This is a genomic window from Curtobacterium sp. GC_Cur_3, assembly GCF_026544205.1.
Lineage (GTDB): Bacteria > Actinomycetota > Actinomycetes > Actinomycetales > Microbacteriaceae > Curtobacterium.
This window is the reverse complement of sequence record NZ_JALNUI010000014.1, coordinates 69,086-92,295: the sequence shown is the minus strand read 5'-3', so window position 1 is coordinate 92,295 and position 23,210 is coordinate 69,086. Positions and strand designations below refer to the sequence as shown.

The following is a 23,210-nucleotide window of genomic DNA, read 5'->3' as shown; positions in this document are numbered from 1 at the left end:
GACAATCGCAGAGTGGCGTTCGGTATTCCCCCGTCGCGTCACACGGAGCAACACGTGTCGGGCGCCGAGTCTCGCTCGGGCGGACAGGTTGCGGGCGCCGGCCGGCGCAGAGTGTCCGCCTGGCCGAGTCTCGCCGGTGGCGCTTCTCGCCGTCGGCCGCACTGGGGTCACGGCGGGCCGCTCGGCTGCGGCAGACTGCAGGGACCCGAATCCAGGAGTGTTCTTCATGTTCGTCGCCGCCATCGTCTTCCTCGTCGCCGCGCTCGTCGCGCTGTCCTTCCGGGGGCGGACCTACACGACCCCGGAGCGCCCGGCCACCCCCGGCCGCGAGGCCCGCCCCGCGCTCACCACCCGTCGCCCGAACACGGTCGCCACGTGGACCGCCGTCAGCGCCGGTGTGCTGTTCGTCGGGTTCACCATCGCGAGCACCGTCTACGCGCAGGACACGGGCGAGTCGAAGGTGCAGGTCGACATCTCCGGCAACATCGTCGGGCAGACCACGGACTCCGGGTTCCACTTCAAGGCCCCGTGGGCGACGCTGCACACGTTCAACATCCGCAACCAGACCGTCACGTACATCAACTCCGTGAACGGCTCCGAGTCGGACAACAACGGCAACATCCGCTCCGGCCCCTTCGTCACCGTGCAGGACCAGGACGGTGTCTCCTCGAACGTCAGCCTGAACCTGCAGTACAGCATCGACGCCAAGTCGGTCACCGACATCTACCGGTCCTACAAGACCGAGGAGAACTTCAAGACGCAGTTCATCGGCAACTCCGTGCGCAGCGTCGTCCGCCAGGTGCCGAACGACTTCACCACCATCGAGCTCATCACCAAGCGCGGCTCGGTCGAGAAGTCGATGATCCAGGCGCTCGAGAAGCGCTGGAAGGGCTCCGGCGTGCACGTCGACAACTTCTCGCTGCAGGAGATCACGCCGCCGAAGGCCGTCACCGACTCGTACGCCGCGGCGCAGCAGGCCCAGATCCAGGTGACGAAGGAGCGCGCGCTGCTCGACGCCAAGAAGGTGCAGGCACAGCAGCAGGTCGCCGAGGCGCAGGGTCAGGCCGACGCGAACAAGGTGCTCAACGCACAGCCGCTCTCCGACGCCGCGCTGAAGCAACGCGAGATCGAGGCCCTGAAGAGCGCGGGCGACAACGGCTCGCTCATCGTGGTGCCGCAGGGCAGCGACAACATCCTCAGCCTGCCGGGGACCGACCGGGGATCGTCGACCAAGTGACGGTCGGGCCCGTCCCGGCCCGCTGACGGACAGGAGGCTCGTGGCGGCGCCGCCACGAGCCTCCTGTCCGCCGCTCACCGGACGACCCGATCGAAGACCCCGACGAGCTGGTCGGCGAGCGCCGTGGCATCGGCGCCGCCACCGAGTGACTGCAGCGCGCCGTCGCGCACGAGGGCGACCAGGCCGTGCGCGAACGCCCAGCTGACCAGCGCCATGACCGGCGGCACGCCGTCGGGCTGCCCCTCGACGGCGATGGTCGTGGTCGCCGACGCCAGGACCCCGATGCTCTCGGCCTGCGCCGCCTGCAGGGCCGGGTCGTCGGGGTGGAGCTCGTCCGGGCGGAACATCAGCTCGAACAGCGCCGGGTGCTCGAGCCCGAAGTGCACGTAGGCGCGTCCGAGGTCCCCGAGGCCGGGTGCGTCGCCCGCGCCGACCGCGCGCAGTCGGCCGGTCAGCTCGGTGAACCCCGCGGTCGCGATCGCCGTCAGCAGCCCGGCGCGGTCACCGAAGAAGTACTTCGGCGCGGCGTGGGAGACCTCCGCCCGCCGCGCGATGCCCCGCAGGCTGACGCCCGCGAGCCCCCGCTCGGTCAGCTCGGCCCGTGCGGCGGCGACGAGCCGGTCGCGTGCGTCCCCTGGAGTGCTGTCGTCGGTCATGGAACGATCTTGACGATTGTGGTTGACAGTGTCAAGCGAGGGGTGCATGCTGGTGTCACTTGACAGCGTCAACCACACTGAAGGAAGCAGCACATGTCGAACACCGCCACCACCTCCATCGCCTCCCGCGGCAGCATCCGCTCGATCGCCTCGGCCGCATCCCGTGAGTCGATCGCCTCAGCGGCCAGCGCCGGCTCCGCCGCCAGCGCCGCGTCGTTCGGGTCCGCCTTCAGCGCCGCGTCGTTTGCCTCGGCGTTCTCCTTCGGGTCTGCGTTCTCGTTCGGCTCGCTGTTCTCCATCGGGTCCGTCGGCTCCGTGCTCTCCATCGGATCAGTCGGGGAGTTCGGTGCCGTGTTCGGCGTCCCGGTCCTGCCGACCCTGCTCCGCGCCGCCGGCCTGGTCGCCTGACCTCCGCCCACCAGCCACCCGACCCCCACGACCCCGACAGGACTCGCCACCATGTACCACGCACTCGTGAAGCGCCTCGCCGCGAAGAACTTCGAGCTCATCAACACCAAGGGCCACGCCGAACTCCTCGCCTCCTGCACCCCGGACATCAGCCACCGGTTCGGCGGCGACCACGCCCTCGGGGGTCAGCGCCACACCCGGGACGCCCTGGCGACGTGGCTCGACCGCCTCGGCCGGCTCGTCCCCTCCCTGCGCCTGACGATCACCGACATGTGGGTCAAGGGCTGGCCCTGGGACACCACCGTCATCATCCGCTGGACCGGTACCGCGACCTTCCCGGACGGCTCCCCGTACCACCAGCACGGCGTCCACGTCGTGTCGCTCCGCTGGGGCAAGGTCACCGCGATCGACGCCAACGAGGACTCCCAGGCCGTCACCGAACTCATGGCAGCCCTCGCCGCCTCCGGCGTCGAGGAGGCTGCCGCAGCCCCCGTGCTCAGCTGAGCCGGTGGCGGACTGGAGGCTCGTGGCGGCGCCGCCACGAGCCTCCAGTCCGGCACTGACCGGCCCCGGCGCCCACGGCGGCCCGTGTTAGGTTGTGCACAACCTTGTTCTGGTCCTCCCCGTGAAAGGCGCTGCCCCTGATGTCGTCCCGACTCCGCCCCACCCGCTCGACGAAGCCCCGAACCGTGGTGCGCATCCTGCTCGGCGCGGCCATCACCTGGGCCGGGATCAGCCACCTGACGGTCGCGCGGCAGGAGTTCCGGGCGCAGGTGCCCGAGTTCGTGCCCCTCGACCCCGACGTCACCGTCCTGGCGTCGGGCATCGCGGAGATCTCCCTCGGCGCCGCGCTCGTGCTCCTGGTCCGCCGACAGGCCACGGTCGGCTGGGTCGCGGCCGCGTTCTTCGCCGCGGTCTTCCCGGGGAACATCGCGCAGTGGATGCACCACCGCGACGGCTTCGGCCTGGACACCGACACCAAGCGGTTCGTCCGGCTCCTGTTCCAGCCCGTCCTGATCGCCGTCGTGCTCTGGGCCACGAACGCCCTCCGGACCGGACGCCGGAAGCGCTGACCGCAGGGGGAGTTGTCCAGATTTCTGGACTGGTTCACGGATTCGTCACTGAGCCGGTGGTTGCGCTCCACCTCCCGTCCTTACCGTCACCGTGACACGCATGCGGACCCACCGCGGCGCGTGCACGACCGGAAGGCCCTCCCCCATGCATCTGTCCCGAAGCACGCGCATCGGCATCGTCGGCTCTGTCCTGACCCTCGCGGTGGTCGCCCTGACCGGGTGCTCCGCGAGCAGCACCGCCGCCACCGGCGACGGCACGGCCGCCGCCGCCTCGTCCGGCACCTGGGCCAAGGCGAAGGGCACGCTCGTGTTCGGCGCGGTCCCCGACCAGGCCGGCTCCGACGCGAACAACAAGCCGCTCGAGGAGTACATCGCCAAGAAGACCGGCTACCAGGTCGAGTACTACCCCACCGCCGACTACACGGCCCTCATCGCAGCAGCGGTCGCCGGCAAGGTCGACGTGATGTCCTCCGGCGGGCTGCAGTACGTGCAGGCCACGAACAAGGGCGCGTCGCTCGCGCCGGTGGCCGCGACGCTCAGCTCCCCCGACGTGAAGGACCCCGGGTACTACTCCGAGGCCATCACCAAGGCCGGCTCGTCGGTCACCTCGCTGAAGCAGGCGAAGGGCAAGACGGTCTGCTTCGTCGACCCGAACTCGACCTCGGGCTTCCTGTTCGGGCTGTACCAGCTGAACAAGGCCGGGGTGGACGTCTCGACCTCGGGCACGGACGCCAGCGGCAACCCGAAGTTCACCGCATTCACCGCGTACTTCGCCGGTGCCCACGACAAGTCCGAGCAGGCCGTGGCATCGGGGCAGTGCGATGTCGGGTTCGCCGAGGACTCGATCGCGGAGCCCGCCGCCAAGAAGGGCGACATCACGGTCCTCGGCAAGCAGTACGTGCCCGGCGGCCCGCTCTCGATCTCGACGAAGCTGCCGAAGGACGTGCAGACGAAGCTCGCCGGCGTCCTGGCGGGCGCATCGCCGGAGGCCATCAAGAAGGCCGGGATCACGATGACGGACGGCTTCACCGAGGGGTACTTCGGCGCCCAGGCCGAGGACGCGTCGTACTACAAGTCGATCCGCGACCTCTGCTCCACCATCCCGAGCGCCGACTGCGCCAAGTGACGCGCAGGACCTGGACGAGGGACTGACACCATGCAGCACACGACGACCTCCCCCGTGATCTCGGTCACCGGGGTCACGAAGGACTTCGGCACCACGAGGGCCCTCGACGGCATCGACCTGACCGTCGAGCAGGGGGAGGTCGTCGTGCTGCTCGGGCTGTCCGGCTCCGGCAAGTCGACGCTGCTGCGGCACGTCAACGGGCTCGAGCTCCCGACCTCCGGTTCCGTCCGGGTGCTCGGCGAGGAGCTCACCACGCTCCGACCGCGCGCCCTCCGCACGATGCGCGGCCGGGTCGCGATGGTCTTCCAGCAGTTCGAACTGGTGCCGGCGCTGACGGTGCTCGAGAACGTCCTGACCGGGGCGCTGTCCCGGCTGTCGGGTCCGCGGCTCGGCATCTGGTCGTACCCGCGGGCCGTCCGGACCGCGGCGCTGACCCACCTGGACCGCGTGGGGCTGCTCGAGAAGGCCTACCAGCGTGCCGACGAGCTCTCCGGCGGCCAGCAGCAGCGCGTCGCGATCGCCCGGGCACTCATGCAGGACCCGGAGGTGCTGCTCGCCGACGAGCCCGTCGCGTCGCTCGACCCGGAGTCGAGTGCGCAGGTGATGCGGCTCATCCGGGAGATCGCCGCCGACGACGGCCTGACGGTCGTCTGCAGCCTGCACCAGGTCGACATCGCGCTCGGCTGGGGCGACCGCATCGTCGGGCTCCGGCACGGCGAGGTCGTCCTGGACCTGCCGACGGCCGGCATCAGCAAGGCCCAGGTCATGGAGATCTACGGCCGCGTGAGCACGTCCTCGGCCGAGATGCGGGTCATCGAGACGGAGCTCGCCGGCGTCGGCCTGCTCGACCCGGCACGCGCAGCGGGCGACCGATGACGGCCCTCGGGGCACCGCGCGTCAGCCGGGCCGGCGACGTCGACGCCCGCGCGCCCCGCCGACCGGTCGCGGTCCAGCGGATCGTCGCCGGGGTCGTGGTGCTCGCCATGGTCGCCTTCGGGGCGTGGTCGCTGTCCGAGCTCGACTTCGGCTGGAGCGCCGTCCCGACGAGCATCGCCAACGCAGCGCGGGTGTTCTCCCAGATGGACCCGATCAGCTTCCCCGCGCCGGGCGACCTGGTCTACCTCATCGGCCTCACGATCGGCATCGTCATCCTCGGCACCGTCGTCGCCGCGCTGATCTCGGTGCCGGTCGCCTGGCTCGCCGCGGCCAACACGACGCCCGTCGGCTGGTCGCGCTGGGTCGGACGGGCGATCGGTGCGCTGACCCGCGCGGTGCCGGACGTCGTGATCGCGCTGGCCTTCTCGCTCACCTTCGCGCTGGGCAGCCCGCTGCCGGGCATCCTGGCGCTCGGCATCCACTCGATCGGGATGATCTCCAAGCTCTTCGCCGACGCCGTCGAGCAGATCGACGACGGGCCCCGGCTCGCGATCAGGGCCGCCGGTGGCTCCCGCGCCCAGGAGTTCTGGTCCGGCGTCGTCCCGCAGGTGCTCCCCGCGTGGATCGCGATCGTCCTGCACCGGTTCGACATCAACCTCCGCGGCTCCGCCATCCTCGGGTACGCCGGGGTCGGCGGGCTCGGGTACGCGATGAAGATCGCGTTCGGGCAGTTCCCGACCGGGTACGGACGCGGACTCGGCATCGCGATCGTCATCTTCGCGCTCTGCGTCGTGCTCGAGGTCGTCTCGTCGACGATCCGCCGCACCCTGCTCGGCGTCGAGCCGTCCGGCCGCGGCCTCGGTGACCGGATCGTCCGCCGCGCGACCAGGAACCGGCCAGCTCCGACCGGACGCGTCGCCGGCGGTGTCACCGTGGACTCGATGTCCCGCCGACCGTGGACACCCCGTCGGGTGCGGAACACCGTGTGGTCGCTCGCGGCCGTCGCGCTCGTGGTCTCGAGCTGGTGGATGGCCGGCGTCGACTTCGACGACATCGCGTGGAACCAGGTGGTGCCCACGCTGCAGAGCTTCTGGCCGCCGAACCTCGGCAGCCACACGTTCGGCGAGTTCGCGCAGGCGCTGCTCGTGACGGTGCAGGTCGCCTTCGCGGCCGCGCTCCTCTCGCTCGTCCTGTCGCTGGTCATCGGGTCGCTCGCGGCACGCAACGTCGCGCCGAACGGTGCCGTCCGGAGCGTGTTCCGGGTCGTGCTCGTCGTGTTCCGCGGTGTCCCCGAACTCGTGCTGGCGATCTTCCTGATCATGGTGACGGGGCTCGGCAACCAGGCCGGCGTCGTCGCGCTCGCGTTCGGTGGGATCGGGCTGCTCGGCAAGCTCGTCGCCGACTCCTTCGAGGAGGTGCCGTCCGGACCGGAGCAGGCCCTCACGGCCGCCGGGGCGACGCGTGGGCAGCGGTACCTCGCGGCCACGCTCCCCCAGGGGCTGCCGTCGTTGGTGGGCAACTCGCTGTACCTCGTCGACACGAACATCCGCGCGGCGACGCTGCTCGGGATCGTCGGCGGCGGCGGGGTCGGCTTCTACCTGACGAACGCGTCCACCGTCCTCACCCTGCACGGTCAGGTGACGACCCTCGTGGCCATGGTGCTCGTCGCCGTGCTCGCGGTCGAGGGCCTGGCGGCGTGGATGCGGCGGGTGTACCGGTGAGCGGGCACGGCCTGCCGACGGCCGGAGGACTCCGGCTGACCGAGGAGCCCGCCGTCGGTCCGGGCACGGTGATGACCGGCAGCACCCTCGGGCGCTGGGTCGAGATCGGCGACGACTGCCGCCTCACCGACAGCGACGTGGGCGACTACAGCTACTGCGACCGGCTCTGCGACATCGCGAACACCTCCGTCGGCCGCTTCGCGAACATCGCCAGCTCCGTGCGGATCGGCGCGACCGACCACCCGCTCGACCGGGCGACCCTGCACCACTTCATGTACCGCAGCAGCCACTACTGGGACGACGCGCAGGACGACGAGGCGTGGTTCGAGCAACGCCGTGCCCGTCGGACACGGATCGGGCACGACACCTGGATCGGGCACGGTGCCCTCGTCAAACCCGAGGTGACCGTGGGCGACGGCGCCGTGGTGGCCTCCGGCGCGGTCGTGACGAAGGACGTCCCTGCGTACACCGTCGTCGCCGGCGTGCCGGCACGGGTCATCCGCGTCCGGCAGCCCCCGGAGACCGCTGAACGGCTGCAGCGCCTGGCCTGGTGGGACTGGGACCACGCGACGCTCCGGGCCCGGCTCGACGACTTCCGCACCCTGTCGGTGGAGGACTTCCTCACCAGGTACGGCGCGTAGGCATCGACCCCGGTGCCGGGACGCTACGGCGTGCCGGCACCGGCGTCGGGGGGCTCGACGTCGAGCTCGACCCGGTCCGCCCGGAAGCGGGTGGTCCCGGCCTGCAGCGGCGTGCCGTCGGGCAGGGCGTCGACGGCGTGGACGACGAGCACGACCGTCCCCATCGGCAGCGCCATGTCCGACGACTCGGCGCCGCTCGCGATGCGGGCTCCGACCGTCGTGTGCGCACGGAGGTAGTCCTCGATGCCCACGGCCCGGAGCGCGGCGGTCATCGACCCGGTGCGGGCGAAGTGCGCGTCGATCCCGGCCACCCGCTCGGCGTCGAACCAGTGCGTGCCGCGGGAGATGGTGACGCCGTCGACGGACCGCGCCGACTCCATCAGCAGCGCGGGGCGGCCGTCGAGCCGGAGCTGCTCGTCGACCTCGGCCGGCGGCACGGGCACCGTCCGGGACTCCAGCAACCGGCCGGACACGGCGGACCCGCGTCGGCCGAGGCTGTCGCTGAGGCGGGTGCGGAGGCCGATCCGGTGCACGATCACGGAGTGCTCGACGACGAAGGTGCCGCTGCCGCGACGGGAGCGGACGAGGTCCTCGGACGCGAGCGCCGCGACCGCCTGGCGGACGGTGTTCCGGTGCACGCCGAAGCGTTCGGCGAGCGCCCCCTCGGTCGGCAGCTTGGCCGCGGGCGGCAGCGACCCGTCGAAGATCTCGCGGCGGAGCTCGTCGGCGATGAGTCGCCAGGCCGAGTACCCGCTCGCCGATCGCCCCTGCACCGTCATGCGACCGCACTCTACCGTCGGCGGTGAACGGGCCAGTTCCCCGGATGTTCACCCGCTGTCGTGCTGCTCGTCGCCCCGCGCGGTCGTGCTGCTCGACCGGCAGCGCTACGGTCAAGTTATCCAGAAACACAGACAACTTGATCGGAGGACGTGATGTCCACGAACCCAGCAGCACCGGCGGCCGTCGTCGAGCGGCAGCGGTGGATGCGCACGCTCGCGCTCGCCCCGACCGCCGCACTCGACGCCGCGTGGCGACGGCTCGAACCGAAGCCAGACGTGCAGGCGATCCGCGGTCCGGAGACCGGGCTCGTCATGGTCCGCGCCCGGGTCGACGCCGGCGGGGACCGCTTCAACATGGGCGAGGCGACGGTGAGCCGAGCGACGGTCCGGCTGCACGGCGCCCCGCTCGACGCCGACGTCGTCGGGACGTCGTACCTGCTCGGCACCGACCTCGAGCACGCACGGCTCGCCGCCGTGTTCGACGGGCTGCTCGCCGATGCCGGGCTGCGCGAGCGCCTGCTCACCGAGGTGGTCGGCCCGCTCGAGGACGCCCAGGCCGAGCGCGACGAGGCGCGGCGCGTCGAGGCCCGCAGCACGCTGGTCGACTTCTTCACGATCTCGCGGGAGCACGCATGAGCACCACGACCCCGATCCCCGCTCCCGGGTTCGACGACCCCACCCGCGGCGCGCAGCGCGTGTTCCGCGCCGTCCTCGACGCGCTCGCCCACCCCGGTCGGCGGTACCCGCTGGCCGTGCCGCCGGAGGCACCGGAGGCGTTCGGCCCCGGGCTCGCCGCCGTCGCCCTGACGCTGTTCGACGAGGAGTGCTCGGTCTGGATCGCCGGCACCGCCGGTGACGACCCGGACCTCGCGGCCTGGCTGGCGTTCCACACGGGCGTGACGCGGGCCGCCCACCCGGCCGACGCCGACTTCGTCGTGGTGACCCGAGCCTCCCGTCCGGCCCTGGCCGACCTGGCCCAGGGCACCGACATGGACCCGCACCGTTCCGCGACCCTCGTGCTCGACGTCCGCGACCTCGACGGCCCGCTGCGGCTCACCGCGAGCGGCCCCGGCATCGACGGCAGCGTCGACGTCGACGCCCCGTGGGCCGACGCCGCGTTCCTCGAGGAGTGGCGGCAGAACGGCGCGCGCTTCCCGCGGGGCGTGGACCTGCTGCTCGTCGAGCGCGACCACGTCGCCGCACTCCCCAGGACCACGCGGCTCGCCGCGTCCGACACCGCACAGGAGGCCTGATGTACGTCGCAGTCAAGGGCGGCGAGAAGGCGATCGCCAACGCGCACGCCCTGCTCGCCAAGGAGGGCCGGGGCGACCCCGAGACGCCCAGGATCAGCATCGAGGCGGTCGCCGGCCAGCTCTCCGTGCTCGTGGCCCGCGTCATGAACGAGGGCTCGCTGTACGACCCCGAGCTCGCTGCGCGAGCCGTCCTGCAGGCGCAGGGCGACGTGCTCGAAGCCGTCACCCTCGTGCGGTCCTACCGCACCACCCTCCCCCGCCTCGGCTACACGCTGCCGCTCGACACTGCGTCGCTCCCCCCGCAGCGACGGATCTCGGCGACCTTCAAGGACCTGCCCGGCGGGCAGCAGCTCGGCGTGACGTTCGACTACACGCACCGGCTGTTCGCCGACGCCGCGACGGACGGTGCCGTCGCCACGGAGACCGCGGCGGAGCCGTCCGGGCCGATGCCGCGCGTGAACGACCTGCTCGGCGACGCGTCGCTCATCGAGCCGGAGCGGTCGCCGGACTCGACCGACCCGGAGCCGGCCGACCTGACGCGCGACCCGACGATGTTCCCGATGAGCCGGGCCGAACGGCTGCAGGCGCTGGCGCGGGGCGACGAGGGCTTCCTGCTGTCCCTCGGGTACTCCACGCAACGCGGGTTCGGGCGCACCCACCCCTTCGCCGGCGAGGTCCGGGTCGGTGAGGTCGAGGTCGAGTTCGACGCCCCCGACCTCGGCTTCCCGGCGCCGCTCGGCCGGCTCGAGGTCACCGAGTGCCAGATGATCAACCAGTTCACCGGCAATGCCGACAAGCCCGCCCAGTTCACCCGCGGCTACGGCCTGGCCTTCGGGCGGAGCGAGCGCAAGGCGATGTCGATGTCGCTGCTCGACCGGGCACTGCGCGCCGACGAGTTCGGCGAACGACGCGTCGCACCGGCGCAGGACGAGGAGTTCGTGGTGAGCCACAGCGACAACGTGCAGGCGACGGGCTTCGTCGAGCACCTCAAACTGCCGCACTACGTCGACTTCCAGGCGGAACTCGGCCTGGTCCGGCGGCTGCGCGAGGAGCACGGGGGACGCGCGGCTGCTGCGGCGAGCGCCGCTGCGACGGCCCCCGCGTCGACCGCTGCCGACACCGAGGCGGTGCCCGCATGAGCGGCGAGCTGGTCTACAACGTCGGCTACCTCGACGAGCAGACCAAGCGGATGATCCGCCGCGCACTGCTGAAGGCCGTCGCGATCCCCGGGTTCCAGGTGCCGTTCGCCTCCCGCGAGGTCCCGATGCCCCGCGGCTGGGGAACGGGTGGCGTGCAGGTGACGGCGGCGGTCCTCGGCGACGACGACGTCCTCAAGGTGATCGACCAGGGCGCCGACGACACCACCAACGCCGTGTCCATCCGGCAGTTCTTCGCCCGGGTGAGCGGCGCCGCGACCACGACCCGCACGGACGAGGCCACGGTGATCCAGACCCGGCACCGGATCCCGGAGACGCCGCTGCACGACGGGCAGGTCATGGTCTACCAGGTGCCGATCCCCGAGCCGCTGCGCTTCCTGGAGCCGCGGGAGACCGAGACGCGGCGGATGCACGCGCTCGAGGAGTACGGCCTGGTCTACGTGAAGCTCTACGAGGACATCGCGCGGTACGGGCACATCGCCACGACGTACGCGTACCCGGTGATGGTCAACGGGCGGTACCTGATGGACCCGTCCCCGACGCCGAGCTTCGACAACCCGAAGCTGCACCGGAGTCCGGCGCTGCACCTGTACGGCGCCGGCCGCGAGAAGCGCATCTACGCGGTCCCGCCCTTCACCGACGTCGTGAGCCTGGGGTTCGAGGACCACCCGTTCGAGCCCCAGCGGTTCGAGCACCCGTGTGCGATCTGCGGGTCGACGGGCGTGTACCTCGACGAGATCATCACCGACGACGCGGGCGGCGTGCTGTTCGCCTGCTCGGACACCGACCACTGCGAGCGGACGGTCGCCGCGGGCGGCGGGGCCGCGACTCGCAGCGGCGCCGCCGCCGACGCCACCGGCCCGGCCGCGGACACGACGACCGAGGAGGTCACCGCATGAGCGAACCACGTCCCCTGCTCCAGGTCCGGGGCGCCGGCCACCGCTACGGCGACCGGTACGGCTGCCGCGACGTCGACTTCGAGCTGTGGCCGGGCGAGGTGCTCGCCGTCGTCGGTGAGTCGGGCTCCGGCAAGTCCACGCTGCTCGGCACCCTGTCCCGGCGTCTGTCCCTGACCGAGGGCTCCATCCGCTACGGCACGGCCGACGGCGAGACCGTCGAGCTCGGCGACCTCAGCGAGACCGCGCTCCGCCGGCTCTGGCGCTCCGAGTGGGGCTTCGTGCACCAGGACGCCGCCGACGGCCTGCGGATGCACGTCAGCGCCGGCGGCAACGTCGGGGAACCGCTCATGGCGACGGGCTGGCGGCACTACGGACAGATCCGGGCCGCGGCCGCCGAGTGGCTCGAGCGCGTCGAGATCCCGGTGGACCGCATCGACGACACCCCGGCCACGTTCTCCGGCGGCATGCGCCAGCGCCTGCAGATCGCCAGGAACCTCGTGGTGTCGCCCCGGCTGGTCTTCATGGACGAGCCGACCAGCGGGCTCGACGTGTCGGTGCAGGCCCGTCTGCTCGACCTGATCCGCTCCCTCGTCGCCGAGCTCGGGCTGGCCGTCGTGATCGTCACGCACGACCTCGCGGTCGCCCGGCTCATCTCCCACCGCACGCTCGTGATGCAGGGCGGTCGGGTCATCGAGTCCGGTCTGACCGACCGGGTGCTCGACGACCCGCAGGCCGCGTACACGCAGCTCCTCGTCTCCTCGATCCTCCAGGGGTGAACCGACCATGACCGATCCGATCCTCACCGTCTCCGAGGTCGAGAAGACCTTCACCATGCACCTGCAGGGCGGCCAGCGCATCGAGGTGCTCCGTGGACTCAGCTTCCACGTGCACCCCGGCGAGTGCGTCGTCCTCGGGGGCGCGTCCGGCGCCGGCAAGAGCTCCGTCCTGAAGATGGTCTACGGCAACTACGCCGTCGACCGGGGCAGCGTCCTGCTCGGCACCGACCCGCCCCTGGACCTCGCCACCGCCGACCCACGACAGGTCATCGCCGCACGCCGCGACACGATGGGCTACGTCAGCCAGTTCCTCCGCTGCGTCCCCCGCGTCCCCGCGATCCAGGTGGTCGCCGAGCCGCTGCTGGAGCGCGGCGTCGACCGCCTGGAGGCTCGTGACCGGGCCGCCACGCTGCTCACCCGGGTGCACATCCCGGAACGCCTGTGGTCGCTGCCGCCCGCCACCTTCTCCGGCGGCGAGCAGCAGCGCGTGAACATCGCGCGCGGCTTCATCGCGGACCTGCCGCTGCTGCTGCTCGACGAGCCGACCGCGTCCCTCGACGCACGGAACCGCGACGTCGTCGTCGAGCTCATCGCCGAGAAGCGGCGCACCGGCACCGCGATGCTCGGGATCTTCCACGACGCCGCGGTCCGGGACGCGGTCGCCGACCGCGTGGTCGACGTCGCGGTGTCCTCGCCGGCCGCGGCCCGGGAACTCGAGCGGGCCGACGCATGAGAGCAGCCGTCTACGCCGCACCGGGGACACCGTCGGTCCACCCCGGCGCTGCGCGGCTCCGCACCCTCGCGGAACAGTGGCTCGGGCGGAGCATCGCCGGTGACCCGGTCGAGCCCGCGGCGCCACTCGGGCACAGCCGGTCGTCCATCGACGCGATCACCCGGGATGCGCGACGGTACGGCTTCCACGGGACGCTCAAGGCCCCGTTCCGGCTCGCACGGGGACACAGCCTCGACGAGCTCGACGGTGCCGTGGCCCGGTTCGCCGCCCGTCGACCGCTCGTGGTGCTGCCGGCGCTCACGCTGGCGCGGATCGACGGCTTCTTCGCCCTGGTCCCCGGCGTCTCAGCACCGCGGCTCGACGCGATCGCGAACGACGTGGTGATGCGGTTCGACCGGTTCCGGGCACCGCTCTCCGACCCGGACCGTGCGCGACGCGACCCGGCCGCACTCACCGAGCGGCAGCAGGAGCTGCTGGACACCTACGGCTACCCGTTCGTGCTCGAGGAGTTCCGGTTCCACCTGACACTCACCGACCGCATCCCCCCGGGGCAGCAGCCCGAGGTCGAGCGCATGCTCCGCAGCTGGTTCGACGAGGTGCTCGGACACGACGTCCCGCTGGACGCCCTCGCGGTGTTCGTCGAACCCGAGCCCGGCGCCCCGTTCGTCCTGCACGCAGCACACCGGCTGCACCCCACCCTCACCTCCCGTACCGCCGAATCCCCAGCCAGCGAAGGACCACGATGACCCGCGAGACCGTCTTCACCAACACCCGCGTCGTGCTCGGCGACGAGACCGTGCTCGGCTCCGTCCTGGTCCGCGACGGCGTCATCGCCGACATCGCGACCGGCCCGGCGGCGACCGTCGGGCACGACCTCGACGGCGACCACCTCATGCCGGGCGTCGTCGAGCTGCACACCGACCACCTCGAGTACCACTTCAGCCCGCGGCCCGGGGTCTCCTGGGACCCGCTGCCCGCCGTGCTCGCGCACGACGCACAGCTCTCCGCAGCCGGCGCGACCACCGTGTTCGACGCGGTCCGCATCGGCTCCGAGCCTGACGGGCGCGACGGCGCCGCGGCCGCGGCCCACCGCCTGGCCGGAGCGGTCGAGTCCGCGATGGGCGCAGGGCTGCTCCGCGCCGAGCACGCCGTGCACCTGCGCTGCGAGGTGTCGTCCGCCGACTGCCTCGACGCCTTCCACGAGTTCGACGACGACCCGTTCGTGCGGTTGGCTTCACTCATGGACCACACGCCCGGACAGCGGCAGTACGCCGACGTCGAGGACTTCAAGCGCTACTACCTCGCCAAGCGCCGGGTGAGCGAGGCGGACTTCGAGCAGTACGTGCAGCTGCTCCACGAGCAGTCGGCCCTGCACGCGGACCGCAACCGACGGGCCATCGCCGCCCTGGCCTCCGAACGCGGCATCACCCTCGCCGCCCACGACGACGCGACGCCCGAGCACGTGGCCGAGTCCGTCGCCCTCGGCGTGCACATCTCGGAGTTCCCGACGACGGTCGTGGCCGCGCGTGCCGCCGTCGACCAGGGGCTGCACGTCGTGATGGGTGCGCCGAACATCGTCCGTGGCGGCAGCCAGTCCGGCAACGTGGCGGCGTCGGAGCTGCTCGACCTGGGCCTCCTCGACGTGCTGTCGTCGGACTACGTGCCGTCGAGCCCGCTGCACGCCGTGTTCCAGCTCGCGGCCGACGGCGTGATCAGCATGTCCGAGGGCGCCCGGCTCATCAGCACGAACCCGGCACGCGCGGTCGGGCTCGACGACCGGGGCGAGATCGCCGTCGGCAAGCGCGCGGACCTGGTGCGGGTCGCCACGCACGCGCTGCCCGCGGACGAGCGCCGTCCCAACGGTCGGAGCATGCCCGTCGTCCGCGGCGTGTACCGCAGCGGGGAACGCGTCTCGTGACCTCGACCCGGATCGGCCCCGGGGCGTTCGTCGCCGTCGTCGGCGCGAGTGGCGTCGGCAAGGACGCCCTCATCACCTACGCGCACGACCGGACACCCGACACCGTGCGGTACCCGCGGCGGACGGTCACGAGGCCGTCCGGTCCGGGTGAGGACCACGACCCGCTCGGTCCGGACGCCTTCGCCACTGCGACACGAGCGGGCGCGTTCGCCGTCCACTGGCACGCGCACGGGCTCGGCTACGGCATCCCCGCGCAGGTCGACGACGACGTCCGCGCGGGCAGGACGGTCGTCGTGAACGTCTCCCGCGGTGTCCTCGAGGAGCTCGCGGAGCGCTACGACCGCCTCGTCGTGGTCCGCGTGACCGTGCCGGACGCGGTCCGCGCCGAGCGAGTCCGGTCCCGCCGTCGGGAGTCCGGCGACGCGGTCACCGCCCGGCTGCAGCGCCCCGACCCCGCGCCCGACCACCAGGTCGACGTGGAGATCCGCAACGACGGCCCCCTCGAGGTCGGTGGCGAGGCACTGCTCGCCACCGTCCTGCGTGCGCATGCCGCGGCACGGTCCACTGCCTCGGGACGGCCACGATGAGCCCGAGGGTCGCGGTGATCGGGCCCGGCGCGATCGGCACGACCATCGCTGCGGCGCTGCACCAGGCCGGTCGCACCCCGGTCGTCGTCGGGCGGTCGGCGCGCGACGAGCTCCGCTTCCGCAGGGGTTCGGAGCGGGTCGTCGTACCGGGCCCCGTCCGGACGGGCACCGACCCCGTCGACGGCCCGTTCGACCTGGTGTTCCTGGCGGTCAAGACCACCCAGGTGGCCGGCGTCACCCCGCTGCTACAGGCGTCCTGCGGACCGGACACCGTCGTGTGCGTGCTGCAGAACGGCATCGAGCAGGTCGAGACGATCGCGCCGCTCGTCCCGGGAGCAACGGTCGTCCCCGCGGTCGTCTGGTTCCCCGCGGTCCGACAGCCCGACGGCGAGGTGCTCCTCCGTGGACCCGCACGGCTCACCCTCCCCACCGGGACGGCGTCCGACCGTGCCGCCGCTGCCCTCGACGGGTCGTGGTGCACGGTCGAGACGAGCGAGGACTTCCACAGCACGGCGTGGCGCAAGCTGCTGCAGAACGCGGTCGCGGGGCTGATGGTCCTGACCGGTCGCCGCTCGGGCATGTACACCCGAGACGACGTCGCCGGCCTCGCCGCGGCCTACCTCCGCGAGTGCCTGGTCGTGGCCCGCGCCGACGGCGCCGTGCTCGACGACGCCGTGGTCGAGGCGGTCCTCGACGGCTTCCGGACGCGGCCCGCCGACCTCGGGACGTCCATCCTCGCGGACCGCGTCGCCGGGCTCCCGCTCGAGTGGGACGCCAGGAACGGCGTCGTGCAGCGCCGTGCTCGGGTGCACGGGATCCCGACGCCGGTGTCCGACGTCGTCGTGCCGCTCCTGGCGGCGGCGAGCGACGGGCCCGGGTAGTCGCAGCGCGGGACGCCGCGGAGCTCGGCGGCACACGCCGTCAGGACACCGCGGCCTCGACGGGTGTCGTGGTCGCCGAGCGCTCGTGCCGGACCGTCGCGGCGAGCACGGCCCCCACGGCGCAGACGACGGCGAGGACCACGATGGCGGTGCGTGGCGAGGCGAGCTCCACCACCCAGACTCCGACCGCGGGTGCGACGGCCGACGCGATGGTGACCGGGGCCGCGAAGACCCCGGCGAGGAACCCGGCGTGCTGGGCCCCCCATCGATCGACGACCGCCGAGGCCTGCACGAGCGTGACGGCACCGCGGGCGGCACCTGCGACGACCGCGCTGGTGATCGCGACGCCGGCCAGCCCCGGGAGGAACGCGAGGGCGAGCAGCGATGCGACGGCTGCGAGTCCGACGGCGATGTCCTGACCGGGCCCGCGAGCGGCAGGGCCGAAGGTGAACAGCACGCGGCCGAGGACCTGTCCGACCCCGACGAGGCCGAACGCGGTCGCGGCGAGCGCGGCACCGTGCCCGGCGTCCGTGAGGATCGGGACGAGGTTGACGGTGACCGCGTAGAGCCCCAGTGTGACGAGCGTGACTCCGGCTTGCAGACGTCGGAACGGCGCCGACCGGGCGATCTCACGAGCCTGTCGAGGATCCGTGCTCGCAGTCGTCACCCGTGCTGTCGTGGGCCATCGCGCCGGGAGCAGCACGAGGTGGATCGGCGCGACGGTGACGACGAGGACGCCGGCGAGCACGAGGAACGCCCGTCGCCAGTCGAGCTGCGCTGTCAGGGCCACGGCGAGTGGAGCGAACACGGTGGAAGCGAGTCCCGCCATGAGGGTGACGACGGTGATGCCGAGTCGCCGCCGCGCTGCGGGGAGGGTCTTGTTGACCACGGTGAACGCCGCCTGGTACAGCGACGCCGACTGCCCGACCCCGGTCAACGCCCAGGCCGCGACGAACATCGGCATTGACGGGGCGAGTGCCACGGCGACCAGTCCGAGGGCGCCGAGGAGCGTCCCGGAGGTGAGCACGAGACGCGCGTTCGTGCGGTCCAGGAGGCGGCCGACCGGGATGCCGGCGAGCGCGGAGAGGACCAGCCCGACGGAGAACGCGCTCGTGATGGTCGGGACGGACCATCCGGTGTCCCGGGCGATGCTCGTGCTCGTCGCCGGGAGGGCGTAGTAGAGCACACCCCACGAGATGACCTGCGAGATGCTCAGCCCGGCGATCAGACCGACGGCGCCGTGGCGCTCCGTCACGGGCAGGCCGTCCCCGCCCTGGGTGGGACGGTGAGCGTGGACGTCATGATCGTGGTCCTCCGCGGCTACGCGGTTGCGCCGCCGGGCAGCAGCTCGGCGAGGAGCGTCTGGACGCGGTGCTTGACGTCGTCGCGGATGGGGCGGACGTCGTCCAGGCTGCGGCCGGCGGGGTCGGTGAGGTCCCAGTCCTCGTACCGCTTGCCGGGGAAGACCGGACACGCGTCGCCGCAGCCCATCGTGATCACGGCGTCGGCGTCGCGGACGGCGTCGGTGGTGAGGACCTTCGGCTGGTTGCCGGTGATGTCGATGCCGTCTTCAGCCATCGCCTGGATCGCGATCGGGTTGATCTGGTCCTTCGGCTCGCTGCCGGCCGAGAGGACCTCGACGCGGTCACCGCCGAGGGCCAGGGCGTACCCGGCGGCCATCTGGGAGCGTCCGGCGTTGTGCACGCAGACGAACAGGATCGTGGGCTTGTCGCTCATGGTGGGCCTTTCGAGGACACCGAAACATCGATGAACGTAAATATAGACGCTCGTCGAAGTCCATGGGATGCTGGGCGCGTGACGATCGAGCTGCTCCCCCTCCAGGACGTCCCTGCGTGCTGCTCGCCCGTCACCACGGAGGCGATGGACCAGGCGTCCGCCGAGGTCCTCGCGAAGTCCCTCAAGGCGATCGCTGACCCGGCCCGACTGCGGCTCATCTCGATGGTCGCCGCTCACGACGGCGCCGAAGCGTGCGTCTGTGACCTGCAGGAACCGCTCGGCCTGTCACAGCCGACCGTGTCGCACCACCTCAAGGTCCTCGTCGATGCCGGCATCCTGCACCGTGAGAAGCGCGGCACGTGGGCCTACTTCTCGCTCGTGCCCGGCGCACTCCCGACGCTCGCCGGGCTCATCAGCACACCGGTGACCTGACCTCCTCGGGTTGGGCCCGTCCTCACGCCGGTCGACCGCTCCGACGCGGGTCGAGCACGGGCCAGCCGGACGCGCGGGCATGGGCGGCGAGCTGCCGGTCCGGGTTCACCACGACGGGGTGCCCGACCAGGGAGAGCAGCGGGATGTCGTGCCGGGAGTCCGAGTAGGCCCAGCACGCAGCGGGGTCGGCGCCCGTCCGGTCGAGCAGCCGTCGCGCCGCGGCCGCCTTGTGCGTCCCGTGCAGGAACTCGCCGTCGGGGCGTCCGGTGTAGATGCCGTCGTGCACCTCGAGGCCGCTGGCGAGCGCACCGGTCAGACCGAGGCGCTCGGCGATGACCTCGGCGAGGAACGCCGGCGACGCGGTCACGAGCCACACCTGGTGGCCCTGCTCGAGGTGGTCCCGCGCCACGCGCGCCATCTCCGGCCAGACCGCCGCCTCGGTGTGACGGTCGTAGACCTGGTCGGCGAGTCGCGCCATGTCGGCGACCGGGACGCCCGTGAGCACCTCGAGCCCGCGGACCCGGGCGGAGGCGAGGTGCCGGTCGTTCTCGCCGCGGACCTTGAACCGCGCCTGCTTCCACACGGCACCGACGATGTCGCGCACGGTGATCAGTCCGGCGGCCCGCAGGCCCCGCACGAGGTGGAACACGCTCGCGCCGTGGATGAGCGTGTTGTCCACGTCGAAGAACGCGATGACCGAGGTGCTCGCCTGCTCGTCCATGATCGGCTCAGGCTACGCGACTGGTCCGTCCGACCCGTGGTTCGCCATGATGGACACCACCTCGCGACCCGAAAGGCACGTCCATGCCGCTGGTGCACACCCGTTCCACCGAGATCGAGTACCTCGACGAGGGCCCAGGGACCGGCACACCCGTCGTGTTGGTGCACGGCTTCCCCGACCACCCGGGCACCTGGGACGACGTCGTCGCCGCCCTGCCGAGCGGCCTCAGGGTCATCCGCCCGTTCCTCCGCGGCGTCGGGGGGACCCGCGTGGTCGACCCGGAGGCCCGGTCGGCGCAGGTCGCCGCGCTCGCGACGGACCTCCTCGACCTCCTCCACGAGCTCGACCTGGGACCCGTCGTCCTGGTCGGCCACGACTGGGGTGCCCGGACGTCGCACGCCCTGGCCGCGCTGGCACCCGAAGCCGTCTCGGGCCTGGTGACGATCGCCACGGCGTACGGCCCGTCCTCGCTGCTGCACGGGGAGGCGGCGCTCGACGAGGTCGCCGGAGCCTGGTACCGCTACTGGCTCTGCACCGAGACAGGAGCAGCGGCCTTCCGACAGTCGCCGGAGGACCTGGTTCGGTGGGCATGGAAGCACTGGTCGCCGTCCCTCCCACTGTCCGCTGACGCGCTCGACCACATCCTCCGATCGGTCGACACCGACGACTTCGCCGACCTCGTCGTCCACTACTACCGCCACGGCACGGGTGAGGCGCCGGGCAGCCCCCGGTACGAGGCGACCCAGGCCGTCCTCGACACCTGGCCGGAGATCACCGTCCCGACCACGTTCCTCATCGGGCTGGAGGACGGCTGCGAGACACCGACCATGGCCCGCGCGAACGCCCGGTGGTTCCCAGCGGGACGTCGCCTGGTCGAGCTCGACGGGGTCGGCCACTTCGTGCAGCGCGAGGACCCGCGCGCGGTCGCCGACGCGATCATGCAGTACCTCTGAGCCACCCGCGGTGGCGGACCGGCCCGGCTGGCCGCACCACGGCCTCCCGGCTGTCAGCTCGGACTGCCGGAGGCGGAGGCGGACCGTCGTAACGATCTCTCATTCCGACGGAAACCAATCCGTAACACCCGCTGCTCAGACTGGCTGCATGTCCCCCATCACCGTCGCGGCGGTCTCGGCGAACTTCACCCGCGACCTCGACCAGAACTACGCGCTCATCGAGCAGACGATCGCGGAGGCCCGAGCACGGGGCGTCCAGTTCGTGGCGTTCCCGGAGGCCTCGATCGGTGGCTACCTCTCCTCGCTCGGGAACCACGGCGACACCGTGGCCACGACCAAGCGGTCGCTCCCCCCGGCGGTGCGGCTCGACGGTCCGGAGATCCGGCGGGTGCAGGAGCTCGCCGGCGACATGCTCGTCGCGATCGGGTTCTGCGAACTCGGCGACGACGGCGAGACGCGGTACAACGCGGCGGTCTGCCTCGACGGCGGCCAGGTGTACGGCTCGTACCGCAAGGTGCACCAGCCGCTCGGGGAGCACATGTCCTACGCCGCGGGTGACTCCTACGCAGCCTTCGACACCCCGCTCGCCCGCGTCGGCCTGCAGATCTGCTACGACAAGGCGTTCCCCGAGGCAGCTCGCATGCTCGCGCTCGACGGCGCCGAGGTCATCGTGAGCCTCTCCGCCTGGCCCGCCGCCCGCACCGCCACGGCCGAGGACCTGCAGGAGGACCGCTGGACCTACCGGCACAACACCTTCGACGTCGCACGGGCGCTCGACAACCAGGTGTTCTGGATGGCGTCGAACCAGTCGGGCACCTTCGGGTCGCTCCGCTACGTCGGCAACGCGAAGGTCGTCGACCCCGGTGGCAACGTCCTCGCGAACACGTTCCTGGAGTCGGGGCTGGCGGTCGCCGAGATCGACATCGCCGAGACGTTCCGCGGCATGCGCGGCGGGATGTTCCACCTGCGGGACCGTCGGCCGGACCTCTACGGCCCGGTGAGCGAGTCCGACAGCGCGTCCGTCACCGGCTGGCAGGAGCTCGCACATGCCTGAGATGCAGTTCGCGGTCCGCTGGCCGGACGGCACCGAGTCGTCCTACTACTCACCGAGCCTCGTCATGCACGACTTCCTCGACGCGGGATCGACCTACCCGGTCGACGAGTTCGTCCGTCGGGCCACCGAAGCGCTCGACATCGCGAGCGAACGGGTCCGCGCGAAGTACGGCTTCGCGTGCACGTCCGCGATGCACACGCAGGAGTCGATCGCCCTGGCCGCCACTCGGACCCCGCTCGGGGACGTGACGGTCACCGCGCTCGAACCGCCCGTCGCAGGGGCACCCGCGTGATCCCGACCACGATCCGGGACGGCGACCACTTCGAGGCGGTCGTCGTCGGCGCTGGGCAGGCGGGCCTGTCCGTCAGCCACGGTCTCGTCGAAGCGGGCGTGCGCCACGTCGTCATCGAGCGGGACTCGGTCGCCCACGAGTGGCGCGACGGGCGCTGGGACGCCTTCACCCTCGTCACCCCGAACTGGCACTGCCGCCTGCCGGGGTACCCGTACGACGGTGACGACCCGGACGGCTTCATGACCCGCGACGAGACCCACGCCTGGGTGCGCCGCTACGCCGACACGTTCGACGCGCCGGTCGCCGAGGGCGTCGCCGTGCAGCTCGTGACCCGGCGTCCCGACGGGGTGTTCGTCGTCACCACGTCCGCGGGCACGATCACGGCGGACACCGTGACGGCGGCGACGGGCGGCTACCACCGCCCCGTCGTGCCGACGTGGGCCGCCCAGGTGCCGGCACACGTCCACCAGGTCCACTCACACGAGTACCGCAACGCCGCAGCACTGCCGGGAGGCCCGGTGCTCGTCATCGGGACCGGGCAGTCCGGCACGCAGATCGCCGAGGACCTGCACCTCGAGGGCCGCCAGGTGCACCTCGCCGTCGGTCGGGCGCCGCGGGTCGCCCGGTTCCACCGTGGCAGGGACTGCATGACGTGGCTCGCCGAGATGGGTGTCTACGACATCCCGATCGCCACACGCGGTATCGCAAAGCGGGAGTCCACCAACCACTACGTCACCGGGCGCGACGGTGGACGGGACGTCGACCTGCGCGCCTTCGCCCGCGACGGCATGGGGCTGCACGGCCGCGCCACGGGAATCGAGGACGGCGTCGTGCGCTTCGACGACAGCCTGGCGGCGAACCTCGCGCACGCGGACTCCGTCGCCGACTCCATCAAGGACGACATCGACGCGTACATCGCCCGCGAGGGCATCGACGCTCCGTCCGAGGCCCGCTACGTGCCCGTGTGGCAGCCGCAGCCCGGGCCGTCGGCGCTGCCGCTCGACGAGGTCGCGACGATCATCTGGGCCATCGGCTTCCGCGCCGACTGGTCCTGGCTCGGCGCGCTCGACGTCCTCGACCCCGAGGGCCTCCCCCTGCAGGACCGGGGCGAGACCAGCGTCCCCGGGTTCCGGTTCATCGGGCTGCCGTGGATGCACACGTGGGGCTCCGGACGCTTCCACGCCGTCGCGCGGGACGCCGAGCACGTCGCGGACGGGATCGCGCGGACCGTCAGGACCCCGCCCGTCGGGACCCCGCCCGTCAGGACGGCGGTCCCCGAGCCAGCGCCCTGAGCCGGCCA

At 72.2% G+C, this 23,210-nt stretch carries 28 protein-coding genes; 23 read left to right on the top strand and 5 right to left on the bottom strand.

The annotated features are described in order from the left end of the window. Positions 1-226 precede the first annotated feature (226 nt). Positions 227-1,237 carry an SPFH domain-containing protein gene (locus tag OXR63_RS09440; RefSeq protein ID WP_267422258.1) on the top strand — a complete coding sequence of 337 codons (1,011 nt, stop codon included), beginning with the start codon at positions 227-229 and terminating at the stop codon, positions 1,235-1,237. A gap of 74 nt (positions 1,238-1,311) precedes the next feature. Here OXR63_RS09440 and OXR63_RS09435 read toward each other — a convergent pair whose 3' ends face one another. Beyond that, positions 1,312-1,893, bottom strand: a complete 582-nt coding sequence (locus OXR63_RS09435; protein ID WP_267422255.1) for a TetR/AcrR family transcriptional regulator — start codon at positions 1,891-1,893, stop codon at positions 1,312-1,314. Positions 1,894-1,986: 93 nt separating this feature from the next. Here OXR63_RS09435 and OXR63_RS09430 point away from each other — a divergent pair, with 93 nt between their 5' ends. The 7 genes from OXR63_RS09430 to OXR63_RS09400 all read left to right on the top strand — a co-directional run bounded on the left by OXR63_RS09430 (position 1,987) and on the right by OXR63_RS09400 (position 7,738). Further along, a complete protein-coding gene (locus tag OXR63_RS09430; protein WP_267422253.1) occupies positions 1,987-2,301 on the top strand; it encodes a hypothetical protein in 315 nt (104 codons plus the stop codon). 51 nt (positions 2,302-2,352) lie between these two features. Next, on the top strand, positions 2,353-2,805 hold the full coding sequence (locus OXR63_RS09425) for a nuclear transport factor 2 family protein (protein ID WP_267422251.1): 453 nt from the start codon (positions 2,353-2,355) through the stop codon (positions 2,803-2,805). Positions 2,806-2,945: 140 nt separating this feature from the next. Then, positions 2,946-3,374, top strand: a complete 429-nt coding sequence (locus tag OXR63_RS09420) for a DoxX family protein (RefSeq protein WP_267422249.1) — start codon at positions 2,946-2,948, stop codon at positions 3,372-3,374. A gap of 145 nt (positions 3,375-3,519) precedes the next feature. Further along, positions 3,520-4,500 (top strand): phosphate/phosphite/phosphonate ABC transporter substrate-binding protein, encoded by a 981-nt coding sequence (gene phnD, locus OXR63_RS09415; protein ID WP_267422247.1) that lies wholly within the window; start codon positions 3,520-3,522, stop codon positions 4,498-4,500. Positions 4,501-4,530: 30 nt separating this feature from the next. After that, a complete protein-coding gene (phnC, locus tag OXR63_RS09410) occupies positions 4,531-5,376 on the top strand; it encodes a phosphonate ABC transporter ATP-binding protein (RefSeq protein ID WP_267422245.1) in 846 nt (281 codons plus the stop codon). After that, positions 5,373-7,097 (top strand): PhnE/PtxC family ABC transporter permease, encoded by a 1,725-nt coding sequence (locus OXR63_RS09405; protein ID WP_267422243.1) that lies wholly within the window; start codon positions 5,373-5,375, stop codon positions 7,095-7,097. Before phnC ends, OXR63_RS09405 begins: the two co-directional genes overlap by 4 nt. Further along, positions 7,094-7,738 carry a DapH/DapD/GlmU-related protein gene (locus OXR63_RS09400; protein WP_267422241.1) on the top strand — a complete coding sequence of 215 codons (645 nt, stop codon included), beginning with the start codon at positions 7,094-7,096 and terminating at the stop codon, positions 7,736-7,738. Before OXR63_RS09405 ends, OXR63_RS09400 begins: the two co-directional genes overlap by 4 nt. A gap of 23 nt (positions 7,739-7,761) precedes the next feature. On the opposite strand, the gene phnF is transcribed toward OXR63_RS09400, so the two are convergent. Further along, complete coding sequence (gene phnF / locus OXR63_RS09395) at positions 7,762-8,517, bottom strand: phosphonate metabolism transcriptional regulator PhnF (RefSeq protein WP_267422239.1); 756 nt, start codon at positions 8,515-8,517, stop codon at positions 7,762-7,764. Between the two features lie 153 nt (positions 8,518-8,670). On the opposite strand from phnF, the gene phnG reads away from it, so the two are divergent. From phnG to OXR63_RS09345, 10 genes are read left to right on the top strand one after another with little or no spacing between them, the layout of a single operon-like run. After that, positions 8,671-9,153 (top strand): phosphonate C-P lyase system protein PhnG, encoded by a 483-nt coding sequence (phnG, locus tag OXR63_RS09390; RefSeq protein WP_267422237.1) that lies wholly within the window; start codon positions 8,671-8,673, stop codon positions 9,151-9,153. Further along, a complete protein-coding gene (phnH, locus tag OXR63_RS09385) occupies positions 9,150-9,770 on the top strand; it encodes a phosphonate C-P lyase system protein PhnH (RefSeq protein ID WP_267422235.1) in 621 nt (206 codons plus the stop codon). Before phnG ends, phnH begins: the two co-directional genes overlap by 4 nt. Beyond that, positions 9,770-10,909 (top strand): carbon-phosphorus lyase complex subunit PhnI, encoded by a 1,140-nt coding sequence (locus OXR63_RS09380; RefSeq protein WP_267422233.1) that lies wholly within the window; start codon positions 9,770-9,772, stop codon positions 10,907-10,909. The genes phnH and OXR63_RS09380 overlap by 1 nt, the downstream gene beginning before the upstream one ends. Continuing rightward, the gene (locus OXR63_RS09375; RefSeq protein ID WP_267422231.1) at positions 10,906-11,826 is read left to right on the top strand and encodes an alpha-D-ribose 1-methylphosphonate 5-phosphate C-P-lyase PhnJ; all 921 of its coding nucleotides are present in this window, start codon (positions 10,906-10,908) and stop codon (positions 11,824-11,826) included. The genes OXR63_RS09380 and OXR63_RS09375 overlap by 4 nt, the downstream gene beginning before the upstream one ends. Further along, positions 11,823-12,602 (top strand): phosphonate C-P lyase system protein PhnK, encoded by a 780-nt coding sequence (gene phnK / locus OXR63_RS09370; RefSeq protein ID WP_194661344.1) that lies wholly within the window; start codon positions 11,823-11,825, stop codon positions 12,600-12,602. The genes OXR63_RS09375 and phnK overlap by 4 nt, the downstream gene beginning before the upstream one ends. Before the next feature lie 7 nt (positions 12,603-12,609). Further along, complete coding sequence (gene phnL, locus OXR63_RS09365; RefSeq protein ID WP_267422228.1) at positions 12,610-13,335, top strand: phosphonate C-P lyase system protein PhnL; 726 nt, start codon at positions 12,610-12,612, stop codon at positions 13,333-13,335. Continuing rightward, a complete protein-coding gene (locus tag OXR63_RS09360) occupies positions 13,332-14,081 on the top strand; it encodes a DUF1045 domain-containing protein (protein ID WP_267422227.1) in 750 nt (249 codons plus the stop codon). The genes phnL and OXR63_RS09360 overlap by 4 nt, the downstream gene beginning before the upstream one ends. Beyond that, entirely contained in the window at positions 14,078-15,253 is a 1,176-nt protein-coding gene (locus tag OXR63_RS09355; RefSeq protein WP_267422226.1) for an alpha-D-ribose 1-methylphosphonate 5-triphosphate diphosphatase, read from the top strand. The genes OXR63_RS09360 and OXR63_RS09355 overlap by 4 nt, the downstream gene beginning before the upstream one ends. Further along, complete coding sequence (gene phnN / locus OXR63_RS09350; protein WP_267422225.1) at positions 15,250-15,840, top strand: phosphonate metabolism protein/1,5-bisphosphokinase (PRPP-forming) PhnN; 591 nt, start codon at positions 15,250-15,252, stop codon at positions 15,838-15,840. Before OXR63_RS09355 ends, phnN begins: the two co-directional genes overlap by 4 nt. Next, on the top strand, positions 15,837-16,721 hold the full coding sequence (locus OXR63_RS09345) for an oxidoreductase (RefSeq protein ID WP_267422224.1): 885 nt from the start codon (positions 15,837-15,839) through the stop codon (positions 16,719-16,721). The genes phnN and OXR63_RS09345 overlap by 4 nt, the downstream gene beginning before the upstream one ends. A 40-nt stretch (positions 16,722-16,761) precedes the next feature. On the opposite strand, the gene OXR63_RS09340 is transcribed toward OXR63_RS09345, so the two are convergent. Further along, positions 16,762-17,976, bottom strand: a complete 1,215-nt coding sequence (locus OXR63_RS09340) for an MFS transporter (RefSeq protein WP_267422223.1) — start codon at positions 17,974-17,976, stop codon at positions 16,762-16,764. Positions 17,977-18,041: 65 nt separating this feature from the next. After that, positions 18,042-18,458, bottom strand: a complete 417-nt coding sequence (locus OXR63_RS09335; RefSeq protein ID WP_267422222.1) for an arsenate reductase ArsC — start codon at positions 18,456-18,458, stop codon at positions 18,042-18,044. Between the two features lie 78 nt (positions 18,459-18,536). On the opposite strand from OXR63_RS09335, the gene OXR63_RS09330 reads away from it, so the two are divergent. Beyond that, complete coding sequence (locus tag OXR63_RS09330; protein ID WP_267422221.1) at positions 18,537-18,890, top strand: ArsR/SmtB family transcription factor; 354 nt, start codon at positions 18,537-18,539, stop codon at positions 18,888-18,890. 22 nt (positions 18,891-18,912) lie between these two features. Here OXR63_RS09330 and OXR63_RS09325 read toward each other — a convergent pair whose 3' ends face one another. Beyond that, complete coding sequence (locus OXR63_RS09325) at positions 18,913-19,611, bottom strand: HAD family hydrolase (protein ID WP_267422220.1); 699 nt, start codon at positions 19,609-19,611, stop codon at positions 18,913-18,915. Positions 19,612-19,694: 83 nt separating this feature from the next. Between OXR63_RS09325 and OXR63_RS09320 the strand changes: the two genes are divergently transcribed. From OXR63_RS09320 to OXR63_RS09305, 4 genes are all read left to right on the top strand, one after another. Further along, positions 19,695-20,564 carry an alpha/beta fold hydrolase gene (locus OXR63_RS09320; protein ID WP_267422218.1) on the top strand — a complete coding sequence of 290 codons (870 nt, stop codon included), beginning with the start codon at positions 19,695-19,697 and terminating at the stop codon, positions 20,562-20,564. A 148-nt stretch (positions 20,565-20,712) separates the two neighbouring features. Next, on the top strand, positions 20,713-21,618 hold the full coding sequence (locus tag OXR63_RS09315; RefSeq protein ID WP_267422217.1) for a carbon-nitrogen hydrolase family protein: 906 nt from the start codon (positions 20,713-20,715) through the stop codon (positions 21,616-21,618). Further along, positions 21,611-21,910: an MSMEG_0570 family nitrogen starvation response protein gene (locus tag OXR63_RS09310; RefSeq protein ID WP_267422215.1), complete on the top strand. Its 300-nt coding sequence runs from the start codon at positions 21,611-21,613 to the stop codon at positions 21,908-21,910. Before OXR63_RS09315 ends, OXR63_RS09310 begins: the two co-directional genes overlap by 8 nt. Then, positions 21,907-23,202, top strand: a complete 1,296-nt coding sequence (locus tag OXR63_RS09305) for an MSMEG_0569 family flavin-dependent oxidoreductase (RefSeq protein ID WP_267422214.1) — start codon at positions 21,907-21,909, stop codon at positions 23,200-23,202. Before OXR63_RS09310 ends, OXR63_RS09305 begins: the two co-directional genes overlap by 4 nt. Positions 23,203-23,210 lie beyond the last annotated feature (8 nt).

Coding starts and splice junctions, on each gene's coding strand:
- OXR63_RS09440 (WP_267422258.1), top strand. CDS start 227: ATGTTCGTCGCCGCCATCGTCTTCCTCGTCGCCGCGCTCGTCGCGCTG.
- OXR63_RS09435 (WP_267422255.1), bottom strand. CDS start 1,893: ATGACCGACGACAGCACTCCAGGGGACGCACGCGACCGGCTCGTCGCC.
- OXR63_RS09430 (WP_267422253.1), top strand. CDS start 1,987: ATGTCGAACACCGCCACCACCTCCATCGCCTCCCGCGGCAGCATCCGC.
- OXR63_RS09425 (WP_267422251.1), top strand. CDS start 2,353: ATGTACCACGCACTCGTGAAGCGCCTCGCCGCGAAGAACTTCGAGCTC.
- OXR63_RS09420 (WP_267422249.1), top strand. CDS start 2,946: ATGTCGTCCCGACTCCGCCCCACCCGCTCGACGAAGCCCCGAACCGTG.
- phnD (WP_267422247.1), top strand. CDS start 3,520: ATGCATCTGTCCCGAAGCACGCGCATCGGCATCGTCGGCTCTGTCCTG.
- phnC (WP_267422245.1), top strand. CDS start 4,531: ATGCAGCACACGACGACCTCCCCCGTGATCTCGGTCACCGGGGTCACG.
- OXR63_RS09405 (WP_267422243.1), top strand. CDS start 5,373: ATGACGGCCCTCGGGGCACCGCGCGTCAGCCGGGCCGGCGACGTCGAC.
- phnF (WP_267422239.1), bottom strand. CDS start 8,517: ATGACGGTGCAGGGGCGATCGGCGAGCGGGTACTCGGCCTGGCGACTC.
- phnG (WP_267422237.1), top strand. CDS start 8,671: ATGTCCACGAACCCAGCAGCACCGGCGGCCGTCGTCGAGCGGCAGCGG.
- phnH (WP_267422235.1), top strand. CDS start 9,150: ATGAGCACCACGACCCCGATCCCCGCTCCCGGGTTCGACGACCCCACC.
- OXR63_RS09380 (WP_267422233.1), top strand. CDS start 9,770: ATGTACGTCGCAGTCAAGGGCGGCGAGAAGGCGATCGCCAACGCGCAC.
- OXR63_RS09375 (WP_267422231.1), top strand. CDS start 10,906: ATGAGCGGCGAGCTGGTCTACAACGTCGGCTACCTCGACGAGCAGACC.
- phnK (WP_194661344.1), top strand. CDS start 11,823: ATGAGCGAACCACGTCCCCTGCTCCAGGTCCGGGGCGCCGGCCACCGC.
- phnL (WP_267422228.1), top strand. CDS start 12,610: ATGACCGATCCGATCCTCACCGTCTCCGAGGTCGAGAAGACCTTCACC.
- OXR63_RS09360 (WP_267422227.1), top strand. CDS start 13,332: ATGAGAGCAGCCGTCTACGCCGCACCGGGGACACCGTCGGTCCACCCC.
- OXR63_RS09355 (WP_267422226.1), top strand. CDS start 14,078: ATGACCCGCGAGACCGTCTTCACCAACACCCGCGTCGTGCTCGGCGAC.
- OXR63_RS09345 (WP_267422224.1), top strand. CDS start 15,837: ATGAGCCCGAGGGTCGCGGTGATCGGGCCCGGCGCGATCGGCACGACC.
- OXR63_RS09335 (WP_267422222.1), bottom strand. CDS start 18,458: ATGAGCGACAAGCCCACGATCCTGTTCGTCTGCGTGCACAACGCCGGA.
- OXR63_RS09325 (WP_267422220.1), bottom strand. CDS start 19,611: ATGGACGAGCAGGCGAGCACCTCGGTCATCGCGTTCTTCGACGTGGAC.
- OXR63_RS09320 (WP_267422218.1), top strand. CDS start 19,695: ATGCCGCTGGTGCACACCCGTTCCACCGAGATCGAGTACCTCGACGAG.
- OXR63_RS09315 (WP_267422217.1), top strand. CDS start 20,713: ATGTCCCCCATCACCGTCGCGGCGGTCTCGGCGAACTTCACCCGCGAC.
- OXR63_RS09310 (WP_267422215.1), top strand. CDS start 21,611: ATGCCTGAGATGCAGTTCGCGGTCCGCTGGCCGGACGGCACCGAGTCG.